We start from the raw sequence: 17,067 nt of genomic DNA on the forward strand, positions 1-17,067 counted from the left end.
GATGGCTAAGCAAAATAAAAACTATTGGTTGAGTACATGAGCGAGCATCTGCCATCGCTGAATCGATTGCGTGCCTTCGAGGCTGCGGCGCGGCTTGGCAGCTTTGCTGCGGCTGCCGTCGAGCTGCATGTGACGCCTGCCGCAATCAGTCAGAAGGTGCGCTTGCTGGAGGACGGGCTCGGGTTCCCGCTGTTCAAGCGTCACGCCAACGCACTGGAACTGACCGATCAGGGGCGCGCGTACCAGCCGGGTCTGCAAAGCGCGTTTGCAGCCATTACGCGTCTGACCGACGAAGTGCGGGCGATGCGGGCGGGCCCGGTGCTGACGGTTGGCGTCGCCCCGGCACTGGCCATGCACTGGCTGATCCCTCGCCTTGCAACGTTCAACCGCGACCACCCGGATATCGAGGTGCGCATCGCGACGGGCGGTCTCATGAATCCGTTGCGCGACGACTGGACCTGCACCGTGCGGCGCGGCAACGGGGATTGGCCGGGCTATACGGCCGAGGAATTGTTCCCGAGCACGCTGGTTGCGGTGTGTACGCGTGCACTGGCCAGGCAATTGCACAAACAGCGGGACCTGCGCAAGGTTCCTGTCGTCGTGGTGGCACACCTGCGTAGTCAGTGGGATTGGTGGTTCAAGGCGTCTGGCGTCAAATCCAGCGGCGCGTTGCGAGAGGTATCGTTCGGTAGTTCGGCGATGGCGGTGCAGGCCGCACTTGATGGCGTCGGCGTCCTCGTGGCCCAGCTTCCGTATATCAGCGATGCGCTGGCGTCGGGGCTGTTGGTTGCCCCGTTCGGGGTTCCGCGCCAGCGTTACGAAAATTGGTATCTCGCGTTCCGGGCGGTACGCACCGAAGACGCGGCATTGGGCGCCTTTCGCCAGTGGCTTCACAGCGAAGCGCAGCGCCAAATGGAAAGATACCCCATCGCACCGGCCGCCGACCAGGCGATCAAATGATCGTTGCCTCGTGCGCGGCGATCCCGGCACGGCGGCGGGTTAGCAGGCTTCAATGCCGCACTATGCGGCGGATTGCGCACGCGGCTCATAGCCGCGCCGCGTTCGTGTACGTCCGCGCGCTTTTGCGTCCAGCAGCCGGCAATGCCGAAGTGTCGGCGGGAGCAATCGGCACCACCCGGCTACCCTCCTTGAGGCGAAACTGACCGGACGTAACCACCACTTCCCCGGCCATCAGCCCCTTGGTGATGACCTGTCCGGCGTCACCCGCGTCACCGCTAGCGGTGACCGCCTGTACCCGAACGTACCGGGCCGGGTGCTGGCCGCCGGTTTTGGCGAGCGTATCTTGGGGCTTGCTGCCTTGCTGGACGTTGCGGCCGGTCGGCTTCTTGCCGGTGACGACCCACACGTAGTCTCCATCCGGTCCGTGCTGCAATGCGGTGGTCGGCACCACCAGCGCACCAGCCTCCGCACCGAGCTCCAGGCGCACGTTGACGTACTGCCCGGGGTACAGCCGGCCGTTCGCATTCGGAAACTCGGCCTTCAACTGGAAGGTATCCGTACCCGGGTCGATCCGGTTGTTGACGACTTTGAGCGCGCCGTCGCCCGCCACCGCCTGGTTCGATGCGTCGATGGCCGCCACCTTCAGCGGCGCTTTCGCCTGAGCGCCCCGGACTTCGTCAAGGTACTTGCCGGGCAGCGTGAACAACACGTCGATCGGGTGCATCTGGGTGATGGTGACGATCGTCGAGCTGGGGGTCACGACGTTGCCTGGCGTCACTTGGCGAATGCCCGCCACACCATCGATGGGGGAAGTGATGCGGGTGAATCCGAGCTGCACCCGTACGTCCTTGATTGATCCGTTGTCGGCCGCAACGGCCGCCTGGTACTGCAACACGGTGTTGTGCTGCGTGATGCGGTCGATCTGAGCGACATACGGCGCGTACCGCGGGTTCTCCGAGCGTTCTAGGTTGGCCTTTGCCGTCTTCAACTGCGCCTCGTCTTGCTGCAGCTTTCCGGTGGCCTGGTCCAGCTCCCCCTGCAGCGTACGTGGATCGATTTGTGCGATGACCTGACCTTGCGTGACTGGATCGCCTTCCGTGAAATCCAGTTGCATCAACTCGCCCCCAACCTGGGGTTGCACGTTGACGGAATTGATCGGGGTGACCGTGCCATGGTTCGTGAGGTAGATCGGCACGTTCTCCATTGCGACCGGTACCATCGTGACGGGTACAGGCGCACTCTTGCCGAACCCGGCTTGCGCGTTGCCATGGCCGGCGAAGACGTGCCAGACGACCAGTGCCGCGATGACAATGACGATGCCTGTCAGGATCCACTTGGTTCGCGACATTCGACTACGATCCCCGATACAACGACCTGAAAAGCACGCTGCCTACTGCGTCCGCATGCTCACGACGAAGGTGCTATGGCTGCGCGAGGCCAGCCATTTCCAATGCCACCGCGCCAAAGCCGTTGCACTGTAAGCCTTTCGCTCGTTGATCGTGAGCAACTTAGTTGATGGCTTGGCGCAAGAAAACCTAGTGGTCAACACCACGGCGGATCACCCGACCTTCTGATGCGGAGCTGTGGGTGAAAGCAATGATCGCGGGCTTCACCGACACGCTCGACAACGCGACTACGTTTGCCGATCACGTTCGGTTCAATGATCACCCGACATCGGTCTGGTTGATAAATTGAATCGGTGTACGCAGTGGATTCGCCTTGCATCCTGCAAGACTAGCCCTCACACTCTGATTGAGCAAGTTATTTGTTAACTATCGCTAAGTATCCTCCGGCAAAGCCGGAGGCTTTACGATGGCTGGCCCCTCAAAGGGGCCTTTTCGCCATCGGTCAAAATCAAAAGCTAAAAGCTGCGTGGGTGAAACCGACCGCCGGAACGGTCGAACCTTGGTGAGTCCCCCGGCAGAGCCGGGGGTTTACCTGAGCGAAATCAAGCGTGTCACAGCGAGCCCCCTGTTGATGGAGCAGCCATTGTCCCACGGCGCGCATTGAAAACTGACACAGCCTGCGCGCTTTGCATTGATCAACCAGCGCCGACGATCTGCATCGTCATATCAATCTGTTGAGGCGGCGTCGAACCTTGGTCAGCCGTCACCGCGCGCAATGGCCCGGGACTGGTCAATCACGAGCGCGCAACAACAGGCGCAGCGGCAGGCCGAGCAAGCCCAGCAGATCGAGGCGGGCAAACAGCGGGCGCGGGAAGCGTTCGAGCGTTTCAAAGCCGAGCGGTTATCCCCGTCTGCTGTGGGCACCCCTGTGGTCACTCCTGGCCGCTCTGAAGTCCAATTGAAAGGCAACTGCGGCCGAACTCTAGTTGGTCCGCACGTAGATGCCCGTTCGACCGGGGCACGGGTAGCCGCGCGGATTCTTGTGCGCGTTGAGTGAGCTGTCCATGCTTTTGCGATCGAACGACTTGCCGCACACAGGGCAGCGGTAGATATAGACCGGGGCGTTGCTTGAGGGACGCGCTACGCGACGGACCATCGGTCGCCCAAACGACAGGCCACCGTTGTCTGTGCGTGCCGTTTGAGGGATGGAGAGCGGTCCTGCGGTCGTCAGCTCGATAAGGTAGCGAGGGCTGAAGGACTGGTTCGTGACGGACGCGCCCTGGATGCGGTCGATCCGGTACGAGCGGGGCTCTCCGGAATCGCTGCGGGTCGCGTACAAAACGAAATTGCCGTCGCGTGTTTCCCGAAGGGAGTAGGGCTCGATGCGCCGCGTGCCACCGTCGTATGAAAGATCGACACAGAGGTGGTTGGCCGCAGCAAAGCGGATGATCTCCAGCGGACCACGGGTCCGCATAGGAATGCCGCGTGGCAGCTCGCGCGTGCGAATGGTGGTTTCGGTTGCGCCGGCTGTGATTGCCACAGGCTGAGGCACTTCCTCGCCACCCATGATCCAGACAAACATCTCCGGCAAAGCCGCCCAGAATTCTGCGACGGGCGGAAGCACCGGAAGCTGGTGCCCCAGCATGTTGTCCCACATAGCTTCCAGATCGCTCCGGTGCGGCTCAAGGCTTGCGAGCGAGGGCAGGGCGATGCCCTTGTAGGCGCACTTTTTCGTCAGGACATCAAGGAGCAGCGCTGCTGATGGCCGCGTATCGCCATGGCGATAGAGGTTGATCACGTCATAGAGATCGCGAGGCCGCGTACGCTCGCCGAGGGCGCGGATCTTTTCGCCGAACGCTTCTTCATACGCGTAGCTGTTGATCCACATTCCGCCTTCGGGGCTGTCCGCATACGGGTGAAACACGCCGCGCCGGACAGATGGAAGCACGAGCACTTCATCGGCCGTCAGATCGAGCTTGATCTTCGGCCAGCCGCCAGAGCCCGATGTTGGAGAGACTGGTCCGCGGTAGCCGACCTTACCCTGGCACGAGAGACGACCACGCGGGTTCGTGTAGATGTCGAATGACAGCTGATCCGCCGGGATGGTGAGGCCTGATTCGTCGGACACCCATTCGACGACTTCACTGAGCACGCGCCGCAGAAAGTCCTCTTGAAGACCGGCTTCATCGCGGAGCGTGAAGTCCAGGTCTTCAGAGAAACGGTAAGTCTCGAAGTAGCATTTCTTCAGGCACGTTCCGCCCTTGAAGACCCACGAATCCGTCAGCTCCGGGTGCGTGTGAATCCCTGCCAGCAGCCAGCCCAAGACGTAGTCCTTCTCGACGACGCTTGGCAGCAAACCGAGCGACGACGCCGTCTCAAGAATCTCGCGTCTGTCGATCATGCAAGTCTCTCCTTCCAGCGGGCAGGGACCCACAGATTCCACGCGGTGACAAGATGGCTACAGTCGAGTCCCGGATCGAGCTTGGTATAGCCTTTGGTCAAGCGCGTGCGGCAAGCAGCGGCTAGCTTTTCGTCCTGGAGCTGCGCCTCTGCCAGAAAGCCGAGGCGCTTGAAGATTGCGCCGTTGCCGAATTTCTCGGCGTAGGCGATCAGCAGTTCCAGATCGGCGTTGCGCAGCTTCCGAAACGCGGAAAGACAGTCGGCGACATGATCGATGCCGCCACCGGTCTGCGGTAACGCCAGCATGTCGATGAGCGTGCGTGCAGGGTCAGAGAGGTTGACGCGCGTGGTGCCGCGCCAGACCGGTTTGACGCCGAAGAATCGCTTCGGCGCAATGTGATGGGCTAGGAACGTCACGCCCTGTGCGGTTACCCGTTGCTCATCAATGCGCCGTATTGCGAAGATCATTGTTTCGTTGAACAGCTGCTCGGTGAGGTCCCAGTGATGGGCGGCGGTCCAGCCGCCGATGTAGGACTCGCCAAAGAGGGACGGCACCAGCACCCACGGATCACTGACGATCTGATCGCTCGTCGCAAGATCGATCGGGACGGGGACATACAGGCCTTGGCCGATGCGGCGCATCCAGCCCTGGCCGGCCCAGCGCGACATCAGCTTCGCAGCCGCGTTTCGGTCAAGGTCGAGCGCCTGCGCTGCGGTCTCTATCGAGACCACATCATTTGTGGCGCGGAGCACGACGGCCAGACGCGCCCTGTTGGCTGGCAAGATCTCGCTCATGACTACATAGTAACACGTTAAATTCTCACAATAAAGGAATTTCATGTACTCATGTGTAGCGTTTTGGCCCGCTTGGCGCGCGCGGCCTGCTCAACGGGCGATCCACGCAAACAGAGCCATGCCGAGGATCAGCAGCAGCACGAGCGATCCGAACGGGTTCTGCTCCAGAACATCGATCTGATGCGTGTCAAACGGCTCAAATCGCGGAATGTAATAGCTTAGACGTGCCCGAAACGCCTGTTTCCGACGTGTGATGCCGACTTCTCGCCCCTGCCCCTCTGGACGTCGGTAAGCGTGTGCCCACGCCACCTTGCGCGGTGGCGCGGTGGCGTGGTGCGCGTGGTGCGATCAGGCAGCAGGCTGCCAGGAGGTCGGCAGCAGGGTGCCGAGGTCACGATCGAGCGTGGTCGGCAGGCGCGTCAGCACCTCGGTCAGCCACGCATGCGGGTCGTGACCGTTGGCCTTGGCGGTGGCCAGCAGACTCATGATTGCGGCAGCGCGCTGTCAGTCCACTATCCGGCGTCAAGCGCCTTGTCCACCACACGAAACAGCGCAGACCCGGCATAGGCGGCCCTCCACTATATCGCGGTAGTTCGGGTCGCTACGCTCGGCGCCGAGTATGTCGGCCGCGATGTCGTGGCCGTGCAGAACGACGTAACCGAGTGCCTCCGACCCACGCCAGGGCGGCTTCGACAATGGATTGGGTGAAGCTGCTCATGTCATCGCCAGGTTGCAAACATCATTGCCCGCTCAACGTAGCCCCGGAGCTCGCCATCGTTGATCACCACGCAGGCGTAATTTCAGGGTTGCGCATCGAGTTCGAAGACCCGATGCTGCGAGTATGAACATCCAATTCATACACACGGCGGACGTACATCTCGACCGCGGGCTCAAAGGCCTGACGGTCCAGGGCGACAGCGCACCGGAGCTGCTTACCGCCACACGAACAGCGTTCGTCCGCTTGGTCGACGTGGCGATCGATACCAAGGTCGCCTTCATGATCATCGCTGGCGACCTCTATGACAGCGACTGGAACGATTTCCAGACGGGCTACTTTTTCATTGGCGAGATGGGTAGGCTTCAAAAAGCTGGGATTCGCGTGATCCTACTCTACGGCAACCACGACGCCGAGCAGGACATGACCAAGAAGCTGGCCCTGCCTGACAACGTGCTTCGGTTCGACTCGTCCAAACCTTCTTCAATCCCGCTTGAGGATCTCAAGATAGTGCTGCACGGGCAGAGCTTTCGCCGGGCGGCCACGACCGACAACCTTGCTGCGAAATATCCGCCTCCGGTGCCGGGCTGGGTGAACATCGGCGTGCTGCACACCGCGCTGCAGGGCAAGCCTCCGCATAGCCCCTATGCACCATGTAGCTTGGATGAGCTGAAGAACAAGGGCTATGCCTACTGGGCCCTTGGGCATGTCCACCAATACGAGATCCTCGCGGAGGATCCGTGGATCGTGTTCCCTGGGAACCTGCAAGGTCTGCACGTCAACGAGCCCGGCGCGCGCGGCGCGGTCATCGTGCCAATCGATGATGGTGCCGTGGGCCGGCCCGAAAGACTGTGCGTGGACGTTCTGCGCTGGACTACGGTCGAGGTCGATGCCGCGGGGGCTGCAGGCATCGACCAAGTGGCGCCGTTGATTGGACAGGCGCTGCGAAAGACTGTCGGCGAAGCAGAAGGTCGATATGTCTGCTGCCGGGTAGTTCTGACCGGCCGCACTGCCGCACATGGCGAATTGTTCGCTCGCGGCCAGCAGTTGGCGGCCGAGGTCAAGGCACAAGCCATCGCGGCAGCACCGGACAAGCTCATCATCGAAAAGATCAAGGTTCAGACGCAGCCGATGCTGAGCCCCGAGGAAATCGCGGCACGCGGCGACGCCGTGGCGGAGCTGCAAAAGATCTTCGACGGCGCACCGACGGACCAAGCTTTCCTGGAATCGCTCAGGAGCGATCTCGAGGTCTTGGTTGGCAAGTTACCGCCGGAACTCGCCGACCAGGATCTGCCGGCGGTCCAGTGCGTGAAGGAAGGGCGGCTTTTCGATCTGATTGCAACGGTGGCTCCTGGTGTGCTCGATCGCGTTTCACGGGAGAGCTAAGGATGCGCATCCGCCGGCTTGACCTGACTCGTTACGGCAAGTTCACCAACCAGTCGCTAGATCTGCCTCGCGGCGAGTCCGACTTTCATCTGATCTATGGCTCCAATGAGGCCGGCAAGTCCACAATCCGCAGTGCTGTTGTGGACCTGCTCTACGGGATCAACCGTACGTCACCGTTCAACTTCGTCCACGAATACTCCGAGATGTGTATCGGCGCATTGGTCGAGACCAACGGCGGGTCCTTGGATTTCCGGCGCCTGAAGCGCAACAAGGGTTCGCTGGTGGATCCGGGGGGCAAGCCCTTGCCCGATAATGTCTTGGTGCCATTTCTGGGCGGGACCGATCAGGACTTCTTCTTGCGCATGTTTGCGCTAGACCACCAGAACATGGTCAGCGGGGGGCGCGACATATTGAACAGCTCCGGCGACCTGGGTCAGATGTTGTTCCAGGCCGCCGCAGGCCTCGGCAGTCTTCAGGCCATCAAGGAAAAGCTGGAGGCCGAAGCTGAAGGCCTCTGGGGCCCAAGAGCTAAGGAAAGTAGGGCGTATTACCAAGCGCTCGGCCGAATGGATGAAGCCAAGTCCCGGTTGCACGAGGTCCGCGTCACCAGTCTCAAATGGACGACGGCCCGGCGCGCATTGGACACCGCCGACGGCGAGCTAGCCGCAGCGGAAGGCCGGCGCGGGGAACTCCAGAGCTTGTGCAACCGGTTCGAGCGGGTGCAGCGCGTATCGCCCCTGCTGGCGCAGTTGCACGATGCCCAGAAGCGCATCGATGCCATGGGGCCGGTCATTCGGCTGCCCGTCGACGCTGCTGCGACGCTGGCCGCCACCGAGATCGTAATCCAGACGGCGGATGCCCAGGTGCAGATTCACCGGAAGACCGGCGAAGACGCCACGCGCGATCAGGCGAACTTCGCGCCGAACGCACCGATCGTGGCTCACGATGCCGAAATCCGGCGTCTGGCGGGGCTGGTCGCGAGCGTGCAGCTGGCAGAGCGCGACATCCCCAAGCGGGAAGGCGAAGTCACCGAACAGGAACAACTGCTCCTAGATGCGGCGGCCCAGGTCGGGTGGCGAAATATCGCACGAGAAGACGTACCTGGACGGCTTCCGAGCAAGCTCCTGCGCGCTGAGATTGAGGAGTTGCTTGCGCGCCATTCGAGCCTCAGGAATGCCATGGATCTGCGAGCCCACGACTTGACACAATCGCAGACGGTGCTGCAGGCGATTGACGAAGAGGAAGCGGCGCTCCCAGATGCTACTGAGTACCCCGCGTTGGCTGCTGCGCTGAAGCCGGCACAGTCCCTTAACCCTGATGAGCGCAACGATGAACTCGTCGGGGAGGTAGCTGCCGCAACACGCAAACTCAACGAGGCGCTATCGGATCTTGCGCCGTGGAGCGGCGATGCTGCGGCTCTTGCCTCAATGCGACTCCCTGAAATTGCCGAGATACAGCGACTGCTGGATACCCGCAAGCGACTCGAAGCAGAGTTAGACAAAGTGCAGCAGGGTATCGATGATCGGCAGCTCTCCCTGGCAGGACTGGACACCGAACTGATACAGGAGCGGCGCGATCACCGTATCGCGACGGCTAAAGAGTTGTCTATTGCGCGCCAGCAGCGTGATGCCACCTTCGGCCGGATCGTTGTCGGCGAGTTGACCCCTGCATCCGCCGCGACAATGTACGGCAAAGAAGTGGAGGCAGCTGACGTCTTGGCCGATCGACGCTACGAGGACGCCGAAGACACGGCGAGGGTCCAGGCGCTTGCCAATCAGTCTGAGAAACTGCGCGCCGAGATCGATCGGCTCATGGAACAGGGCGGACGCTGTGCACGGCAGTTGGCAGACCTGCTAAGTGACTGGGAAGCCCGTGGCTCGGAGCTAGGTTTGGCCGAGATCTCACTGGACCGCGTCACCTCCTGGACACAGCAGCGCACCGTGGCCCTGACCGTCGCTAGTGAACTGGAGGTATCCCGCGGTCGCGCAGCGACGTTCGCCACACGCGCGGAGGATTGCGCGGCCGCCCTGCGCGCTGAGCTGGGGAAGACAGGCGCCTCGGTCCCACAGGCGAGCGACCTGCCCGGGCTGATTACCCTAGCGGCCGACGTCCTGAACGCCCAGGTACAGAACCGTACCCGCCGCGACTCTGTCGACAAACGACGGCGCGATAGCCGTGCCAAACATCTAGTTGCGCAGAGCGAGGCTCAGCGGACTCGAAAGGACATGGACGGTTGGAAACTGGAATGGGAAACGAAGCTTGCCGAAGCCAAACTTCCAGCTAGTTCCAGCCAGGTGGCTGTATCGAAGGCCATGGATCTATTCCGCACGATGGACAGTCATCTGGAGAAGATCCGCGACCTGAAACAGGGACGTATCGGCCCGATGCGCCGCGACATCGGCCAGTTCGATGCCGGGGTAGCAGCTCTAGTCGCAGCCTGCGCCACAGATCTCGTTCAAAAGTCATCTACAGACGCGGCCGTCGAACTGGCCGCAAGGCTCGCCAAAGCCCTAGCTGATGGCGCTGAACATGAGCGCTTGAGCGGTGCGATCGCGACTGCCAAATCCAGTTTAGAAGAATCCACTCGAAAGTGCGTCCTTGCACAAGCGAAGCTAAAGCCATTGTTCGATCAAGTGGCCGTGTTCGAAATTGAGGCCTTGCGCAAGGCTATTGAGAAATCTGACAGCGCTCTCGCGCTGGACCGGGAGGTGCACGAATACCGTTCGGCCGCGATCGCCGGTGGCGGCGGTATGGCGTTGGAAAATCTTGAAGAGGAGGTGGCCGGCGTTGATCTCGCACAACTGGAGACGCAGCTTGATACGGCCAAGCGTCAGTTCGCCGACGTCACCGAGGAGAGGGATGATCGCCTACAGCATCGCGCGTTGGCCCATGCCGATTATTCAAGGATCGCGGGTACTGACGAAGCTGCGAAGGCCGAAGCACGAAGGCAGGCGGCGCTGGCGGAGATGGGCGCTGCGGCTGACGAGTACATCCGCGTCTGGGCCGGCTCCCGCTTGCTTAAGTGGGCGCTTGAGCGTTACCGCGAGGAAAAGCAGGGACCGCTGCTGGTCACCGCTAGCCAGTTCTTCTCGCACCTAACCAACGGCCATCATGCCAAGCTGCTCGTCGACCCGGGCGACACCCTGCGCCTAATTTCACGCAAGGCGGACGGCTCGAAGGTCGGCGTCGAGGGTATGAGTGACGGCACGAGCGACCAGCTTTACCTTGCGCTACGGCTCGCGGCGTTAGAGCTGCATATGGAAAGCGGCACGACGTTACCCGTCATTGCTGACGATCTCTTGATCAACTGCGACGACGAGCGGGCCGCGTCCAGCCTGAAGGCCTTTGCGCGTCTCGGGGCAAAGACTCAGGTGCTCTACTTCACGCACCACAAGCACCTAATCGATATTGCCCGGCGCGCTTCGGATAACCGGGTCAACGTCGTCGAGATCGGATAACAGGCCAAAGGCGCCATCTTGAGACGGTGGCCATCCCGCGCGAGCCGGTGTCGTTTAGCAAGAGCGTCGATCCAAGGGTAAGCGCTCGGCCACTGCACCTGTTATCTGACGGAGTTGCTGTTGCACGCTCGCGTGGGATCACGACGAGGTGCAGCGATGGCGGCGAGCGAGGCGGCGCGGCGGTGGGCGGTGCATGTGCAGCGGTGGCGTGAGAGTGGTCTGACGCATGGTTTGGATGGGTGATTCTCTGCTTCAAAAGCGCGCATCAATCAACCGCTTTCCTCGACACGGATCCGCTCCTCGACCAGGCACTGCACGAATGCATCGCGCGCTGCGGCGTAGTCCAAGCTGGCAGGCCCGTGTTGGAGCGCGGCCTGATGCAGAACCCGAAGGATCTGATCCAGCCGGGTTCCCTCGATACCGATCACATCGAGGTAGGACCGCACCCGACATGGCGTGTGAACGATTCGTTCGACCATCGCAGGATCGTCCATGAACATCCGCAGCCGCTCGTCCCGGAGTATGAAGTCCGCCAGTGCTCCGAGTGCGGTGCGAGGCACCATGGGATCGCACGCCCAGCGGAAGCTTCTGCACCAGTCCGCGACTTCGGCGCGCGGCATCGGGCGCGAGAGAGCATACCCCTGACCCAGATCCGCGCCGAGAATCATCGCCGCTTCCACCAGGCCCGGAGTCTCCATCCCCTCCACGACGACCTTGACGCCGAGATCGTGTCCCAGCCGCGTCAACTGGTTCACGAAGCGCAGCGTCCGCAGCGGTTGCCGCGCGATCTGGCGCACCAGCGTCTGGTCGATCTTGACGCGATCAAAGGAAAGGTGGCGCAGCCGGCTCAACGTGCTGTAGCCCGAGCCCAGATCGTCCTCGGCAAGCTGGACGCCCAGCGCCTTGAGCGCCAGCAGGCCGGACTCGGCCTGCGGACTCTCTTCCAGCCACTCCGACTCGAGGATTTCGAGGACCAAGGTTTCGGCTGGACAGGGATATCGCTCCAGCGCCTCCCGGGTGATGCCCACATAGCGCCGGTCGAGCAGTGCGCGCGACGGGAGGTTGACGGCGATACCCAGCGGCAGCCCATCGGCGTCCCACTCCCGGCGCGCCGCGAGCGCCTGCGCCAGCCCCTGGCGATACAGGATCAGCAGGTCGTCCTCGCCGAATGCCGACAGGAAACGGGCCGGCAGGATCAGACCGTCGTCCTCGCGGATGCGGGCCAGCGCCTCGACCTCGACCGCCTGGCCCTGACGCAGATCGATCACCGGCTGGTAGTACATCACCAGGTCATCGGTCGCCAGCTTGGCGCGCCAGCGGTCACGCAGAAGGTAGGGGACCGCCTCGACACCCTCGAGCTTGGGCAGCAACCGCGCCAAGGCAAGATCCAGCAGGCTCTGCACGTGCAGCAGGAACGCCTGCTGACCCGCGCTGGAGAAGCCGCCCACGAACGGCGAGTACAGGGTCAGCACAGTTTCGGTGGTGCCCTGCGGCATGCGCAGCGGGAGGGCTGCATTGGACCGAATGCCCATGCCCAGCGCCACCTCGCGCCACGTGATCGTGACCGGATCGGTGGCATAGTTGAGCGTGCGCTGGATCTCGCCACTGCGCCAGGCACGGCCCATCGCCACGCCGCCCTCCACGCGATCGGCCTCGGCCCGAATATCCGGGGGCACGCCGCGCTCAACCGCTCGCAGATAGTCGACGAAGGCCTCGCTGCCGGCCACCGCCTCAAACTGAAACCGGCCACTTGCATCCGGTCGCCCGATCGCGCACCCGGCGACTTCGTCGAGGGTGAGCAGGGTATCGGCCACACGCTGGATCAGTTCGAGGTAGCGATCCGCTGACCAGGCGATGGTGCTGATGCGTACGAGAATGCCATCGCGGGCGAGCTGGGCCGCACGCGACCCTTCCAACTGCCACTGGTAATCGAGTGCGAGGCGTCGGTGCATGACCAGCAGCGTGCGTCGGTCGCGACGGGTCAGCGGCGCCAGTTGTTCATCGAGCTGTGCGCGCAAGAGCGCGACGCTCTCGGCAACCCAGGCGTCTTCGATGCCGGCCATGCCATGGATGCGGCCCGCGCGGGTTGCCGCCTGGCGATGGCCATCTTCGCTGAGCGCCGGATCGAGCAGCAGCGTCAGGTGCTCGCGCTGTTTGGCCTTCAGGTGCTCGAACTCCTGCGTGGTGAGCGCGTCCAGGATCTGCGCGGGTCCTGCGTGCTCAGCCAGACGGGCATAGAACGCATCGACGAAGGACTCGGCCCACTCGTGGTGGATGGACTGGATCGGCCCGAGCATGCGCTGTGCCAGCGGTCCATAGGGCAGCAATTCGCTGATGTCGACTTCGACGGGCGACAAGGCAGCCGGCGGCTGCTCAGACACGGGAAAGCTCCACCACTGTGCGCGGGGGGGCTTCTGCGACTTGATCCGATACAGGGCTTGATCGGCCAGGCGCAGCAAGTGACCCGTGTCGGCGCCCTCGTGCAGCGGATAGACCACGATGCCCAGGCTGGCGTGCAGACCCGTGGAGTAGGTGCCGATCACCATGGGCTCGGCCAAGCGCACCCGCATCCGCTCCAGCAGCGGCGTCAGATCGTCGAGGCTCGCGACGTCCTCGAGCACGACGACGAACTCGTCGCCGCCCAGACGGGCGACATAATCGTGGTCGCGCAGGGCGCCTTTCAGGCGCTTGGCCACGTCGATCAAAACCTGATCCCCGGCTTCGTGGCCGAAGCGATCATTGATCGGCTTGAAATCGTCGAGGTCGAGCATGCCGACCGCGAGCAGCAGGCGATGGCGCCGCGCGCGTGCCAGCGCGCCCTCCAGATGATGCTCCAGCGCGCGCCGGTTGGGCAGTTCGGTCAGCGGGTCGTGCAGCGCCAAGTGCTCCTGGCGCTCGTGCTCGAACACCAGTGCCTGCTGCTGATGGAACTGGCGCAGCGCAAGACCCGCCGCCTCGGCAATCTCACCGATGAGGACGCGAAGCTCCGCGGTGAAGGTATCGGGATCGCTTACAACAACCGCGAACACGGCCTCGGGCTCCGCATCCGGCGTGTCGAAGACGGGCCATGCGCCCACCGCGCCGACCCCCTCGAGCACCGCGCCGCGCCATTGCGCCGGAATGGACGCATCGCGCGCGGGATGCACCCGGATCACCGCGGTCCGCGCACTGAAGGCCAGGGTGACCGTGGCACTGGTCGTCCCCTGCGGCTGCTTGGGGGGCAGCGGCAAGACACGGGCCGCTTCAGCCAAAGGCCCCATCAGCATGACGCGACGCAGCGTCGGACCTGGATCGCCTGCGCTGAACACATCGACCGCATCGGCGCCGGCATGGCGCACCAGCGCCTCGGCCAACACCCGATAGATCGACAGCGGGTCGGGCTGCTTCAGCAGCGCGGCCTGGATCTCGCGCTGGGCAGCCTGATAGCGCACCAGCCGGTCCTGTCGATGGAGCAGATCCTGGTGGTTCCAGAAAGCAGCCAGCTCCCGCGCGAGACGCTGGGTCCAATCGAGCAGATCGGGGGTGAAGTGCTCCGTCTCCGACGCATAGACGGACAGCGCCACGTGTCCTCCGTCCTGCGTTCGTGCCGCGGCGACGATGCTGGAGCCAAGCCCGCAGCGCCGCGCCCGATCCGCCCAGGGCGCGAACAGCGGATCGCTAAACGCAGTGAGCAATGCCTCGCCCGTGCGCAGCGCCCGCCCCATCGGCCCTTGCCCTTCGGGTCGTGCGGGATCGGCGGTGAGGGCTAGCGTCGTGACGTAATCGCACGCCGGTCCCGCAACCCCGACGACCTGCACCCAGAGGGCCTCCGGTTCGAGCCGGCCGACCCATACCAGCGGCAGGCCCATGATGTCCGCCAGCGTCGAGGCGACCTGCCCCATCACATCCGATCGCTCACGCGGTGCGTCGGCGTGGAGCAGCGGCAGCGTTTCGGCCACGCTGCGGTAAAACTGGTCGCGCGTCTGCCGACCGGTCTCGGCGCGCTGGCGCTCGATGAAATGGCCAATCAATGCCGCGATCGATTCGGCCAGGCCGATCTCGTCCGCGGCAAACGGCGTCGCGCGTGCCCGGGTGTCGCTGAAGCTCAGGGAGCCGAAGACGGCGCATCCACCACGATCGGCGTACCAATGTACGCCTCCAGCTGCAGCCCGCCATAGGCCGGATGGCTGCGCATCGGCTCGATCGCGTCGGTCCCGGCATGGGTCAGCGTCTGGCGCGAGGTGACGACCGCCGCGCACCAAGTATCGCCCAGTGGATAGCGATGGCCCGGCTGGATCTCGATCAACGGCGAGTGTCGGTCGAGCACCTCGTAATCGTCGCCCGGATCCGGCCCACGATGCCGGTCGAAAGCCCGAGTACCCGACAGCCGACGTCCAGGCATGCGGCCATGAAGGCATCCCGATTGTCGAAGTGCTCCACCAGCAGGCGGTGCAGCGCCGACAGGCCCCCATGCAGCGCAGCATCAACAGGGGATTGGGGGGCGAGGCATCCGTGGATACTCCCAGAAGTGATCGCACCATCAGGCGGCTTCAAGTCCAGAGTACAAAAATTCACCGGCGATCGCCCGAGCACATGCGCGAGCGCTTCGTTGCGCGCCGGGTATGGATACCGCCTCATGGAATCGGCGCGAGCATGCGATCGCATCGAGATCAGCGGTCAGTGCGCCAGAACGATCGATTCTCGTCGATCACATCCACTACGGCGTTGCCGCCGCCCACAGGCCTGACAACTGCTCCGCCTGCTCCAGCACGGTTTTGCGTGGCCTTCTCCTGCATGTCGGGCGGGTAGCCGTACCGGCGCAGGATGCGTTTGACCAGCACGCGCAGGTTGGCGCGCACGGTCTCGCGCCGGGTCCAGTCGATGGTGACGTTGGCGCGCACGATCCTGACCAGCTCGCGGGCGATCAGGCGCAGGTTGTCGTCGCCGAGCACCTTGACCGCGCTGTCGTTGGTTTCCAGCGCGTCGTAGAAGGCGACCTCGTCCTCGGTCAGCCCCAGCTGCTCGCCGCGCTGGCCGGCGGCGCGCACGTCCTTGGCGATTTGAATCAGCTCCTCGATCACCCTGGCCGTCTCGATGGCGCGGTTGTGATAGCGGCGCAGGGTCTGTTCCAGCATCTCGGTGAACGACCGTCCCTGCACCACGTTGCGCCTGGCGCGGCTGCGGATCTCGCCCTTGATCAGCTTCTGCAGCAGCTCCACGGCCAGGTTGCGCTGCGGCATGTCGCGCACCTCGGCGAGGAAGTCGTCGGAGAGGATGGAGATATCCGGCTTCTTCAGCCCCGCCGCCGCGAAGATGTCGACGATCGCGTCCGTGGCCACGGCCTGGGAGACGATCTGGCGGATGGCGTGATCGAGATCGGCCTCGCTGCGGCGGTCTTCGTCGGGTTCGCGGTTGGCCAGCGCCGTGCGCACGGCCTGAAAGAACCCCACCTCGTCGCGCAGCGCCAAGGCGTCGGGATGCGGCACCGCCAGCGCGAAGGCCTTGGTCAGATCAGCGACCGCGCGCAGCAACCGCGGCTTGCCGTCCTTGAGCGCCAGAATGTGCTCCAGCGCGAACGGCAGCAGCGCCAATCGTTCCTGCCCGCTGGGATCGAGCCAGCGCCGGTAGTCGAAGCCATGGAACAGCCCGCGGCAGATCTCGACCTTCTCGCGCACCAGCGCGACGGCCTCGCTCTGGTCGATGGCGGTGCGGCCGGTGCCGCCGCTTCGGTGTAGGTGGCCAGCGCCTGCTTCAGCTCGTCGGCCAGGCCGAGGTAATCGACCACCAGGCCGCCGGGCTTGTCCTTGAACACCCGGTTGACCCGCGCGATGGCCTGCATCAGGCCGTGGCCGCGCATCGGCTTGTCGATGTACAGCGTGGTCAGGCTGGGGCAGTCGAAGCCGGTCAGCCACATGTCGCGCACGATCACCAGCTTGAACGGGTCCGCGGGATCGCGGAAGCGCTCGGCCAGGTCCTCGCGGCGCGGCTTGTTGCGGATGTGCGGCTGCCAGTCCAGCGGATCGGAGGC

8 protein-coding genes and 2 pseudogenes are annotated in these 17,067 nt (G+C 63.6%); 3 read left to right on the top strand and 7 right to left on the bottom strand.

Annotated elements, in window-relative coordinates:
- The first annotated feature begins 36 nt into the window (after positions 1 to 36).
- Positions 37 to 960 (top strand): LysR substrate-binding domain-containing protein, encoded by a 924-nt coding sequence (locus tag Mschef_RS16955; RefSeq protein WP_081130397.1) that lies wholly within the window; start codon positions 37 to 39, stop codon positions 958 to 960.
- Positions 961 to 1,045: 85 nt separating this feature from the next.
- Here the strand turns inward: Mschef_RS16955 and Mschef_RS16960 are convergent, their stop codons facing one another.
- The 4 genes and pseudogenes from Mschef_RS16960 to Mschef_RS16975 all read right to left on the bottom strand — a co-directional run.
- Positions 1,046 to 2,308: an efflux RND transporter periplasmic adaptor subunit gene (locus Mschef_RS16960; protein WP_081130398.1), complete on the bottom strand. Its 1,263-nt coding sequence runs from the start codon at positions 2,306 to 2,308 to the stop codon at positions 1,046 to 1,048.
- A 980-nt stretch (positions 2,309 to 3,288) separates the two neighbouring features.
- The gene (locus Mschef_RS16965; protein ID WP_081130399.1) at positions 3,289 to 4,707 is read right to left on the bottom strand and encodes a nucleotidyl transferase AbiEii/AbiGii toxin family protein; all 1,419 of its coding nucleotides are present in this window, start codon (positions 4,705 to 4,707) and stop codon (positions 3,289 to 3,291) included.
- The gene (locus tag Mschef_RS16970) at positions 4,704 to 5,501 is read right to left on the bottom strand and encodes a type IV toxin-antitoxin system AbiEi family antitoxin domain-containing protein (protein WP_210772046.1); all 798 of its coding nucleotides are present in this window, start codon (positions 5,499 to 5,501) and stop codon (positions 4,704 to 4,706) included. Before Mschef_RS16970 ends, Mschef_RS16965 begins: the two co-directional genes overlap by 4 nt.
- A 348-nt stretch (positions 5,502 to 5,849) precedes the next feature.
- Positions 5,850 to 6,005: pseudogene (locus Mschef_RS16975) on the bottom strand (transposase domain-containing protein); the annotation flags it as partial.
- 337 nt (positions 6,006 to 6,342) lie between these two features.
- Between Mschef_RS16975 and Mschef_RS16980 the strand changes: the two are divergent.
- Together Mschef_RS16980 and Mschef_RS16985 are read left to right on the top strand one after the other, a co-directional pair.
- A complete protein-coding gene (locus Mschef_RS16980; RefSeq protein ID WP_210772045.1) occupies positions 6,343 to 7,602 on the top strand; it encodes a metallophosphoesterase family protein in 1,260 nt (419 codons plus the stop codon).
- A gap of 2 nt (positions 7,603 to 7,604) precedes the next feature.
- Entirely contained in the window at positions 7,605 to 11,060 is a 3,456-nt protein-coding gene (locus tag Mschef_RS16985; protein ID WP_081130400.1) for a YhaN family protein, read from the top strand.
- 269 nt (positions 11,061 to 11,329) lie between these two features.
- Here Mschef_RS16985 and Mschef_RS16990 read toward each other — a convergent pair whose 3' ends face one another.
- The 3 genes and pseudogenes from Mschef_RS16990 to Mschef_RS16995 all read right to left on the bottom strand — a co-directional run.
- Entirely contained in the window at positions 11,330 to 15,070 is a 3,741-nt protein-coding gene (locus Mschef_RS16990) for an EAL domain-containing protein (protein ID WP_176212488.1), read from the bottom strand.
- Between the two features lie 74 nt (positions 15,071 to 15,144).
- A complete protein-coding gene (locus tag Mschef_RS17885; RefSeq protein ID WP_176212489.1) occupies positions 15,145 to 15,441 on the bottom strand; it encodes a hypothetical protein in 297 nt (98 codons plus the stop codon).
- A 315-nt stretch (positions 15,442 to 15,756) separates the two neighbouring features.
- Positions 15,757 to 17,067 (bottom strand): annotated as a pseudogene (locus tag Mschef_RS16995) (DUF3387 domain-containing protein); the annotation flags it as partial.

This window comes from Metallibacterium scheffleri (genome assembly GCF_002077135.1).
GTDB lineage: Bacteria > Pseudomonadota > Gammaproteobacteria > Xanthomonadales > Rhodanobacteraceae > Metallibacterium > Metallibacterium scheffleri.

Bases quoted from the DNA above. Each gene is read 5' to 3' on its own strand.
- Mschef_RS16955 (WP_081130397.1), top strand. From the start codon at position 37: ATGAGCGAGCATCTGCCATCGCTGAATCGATTGCGTGCCTTCGAGGCT.
- Mschef_RS16965 (WP_081130399.1), bottom strand. From the start codon at position 4,707: ATGATCGACAGACGCGAGATTCTTGAGACGGCGTCGTCGCTCGGTTTG.
- Mschef_RS16980 (WP_210772045.1), top strand. From the start codon at position 6,343: ATGAACATCCAATTCATACACACGGCGGACGTACATCTCGACCGCGGG.
- Mschef_RS16970 (WP_210772046.1), bottom strand. From the start codon at position 5,501: ATGAGCGAGATCTTGCCAGCCAACAGGGCGCGTCTGGCCGTCGTGCTC.
- Mschef_RS16985 (WP_081130400.1), top strand. From the start codon at position 7,605: ATGCGCATCCGCCGGCTTGACCTGACTCGTTACGGCAAGTTCACCAAC.
- Mschef_RS16960 (WP_081130398.1), bottom strand. From the start codon at position 2,308: ATGTCGCGAACCAAGTGGATCCTGACAGGCATCGTCATTGTCATCGCG.
- Mschef_RS17885 (WP_176212489.1), bottom strand. From the start codon at position 15,441: ATGCCTGGACGTCGGCTGTCGGGTACTCGGGCTTTCGACCGGCATCGT.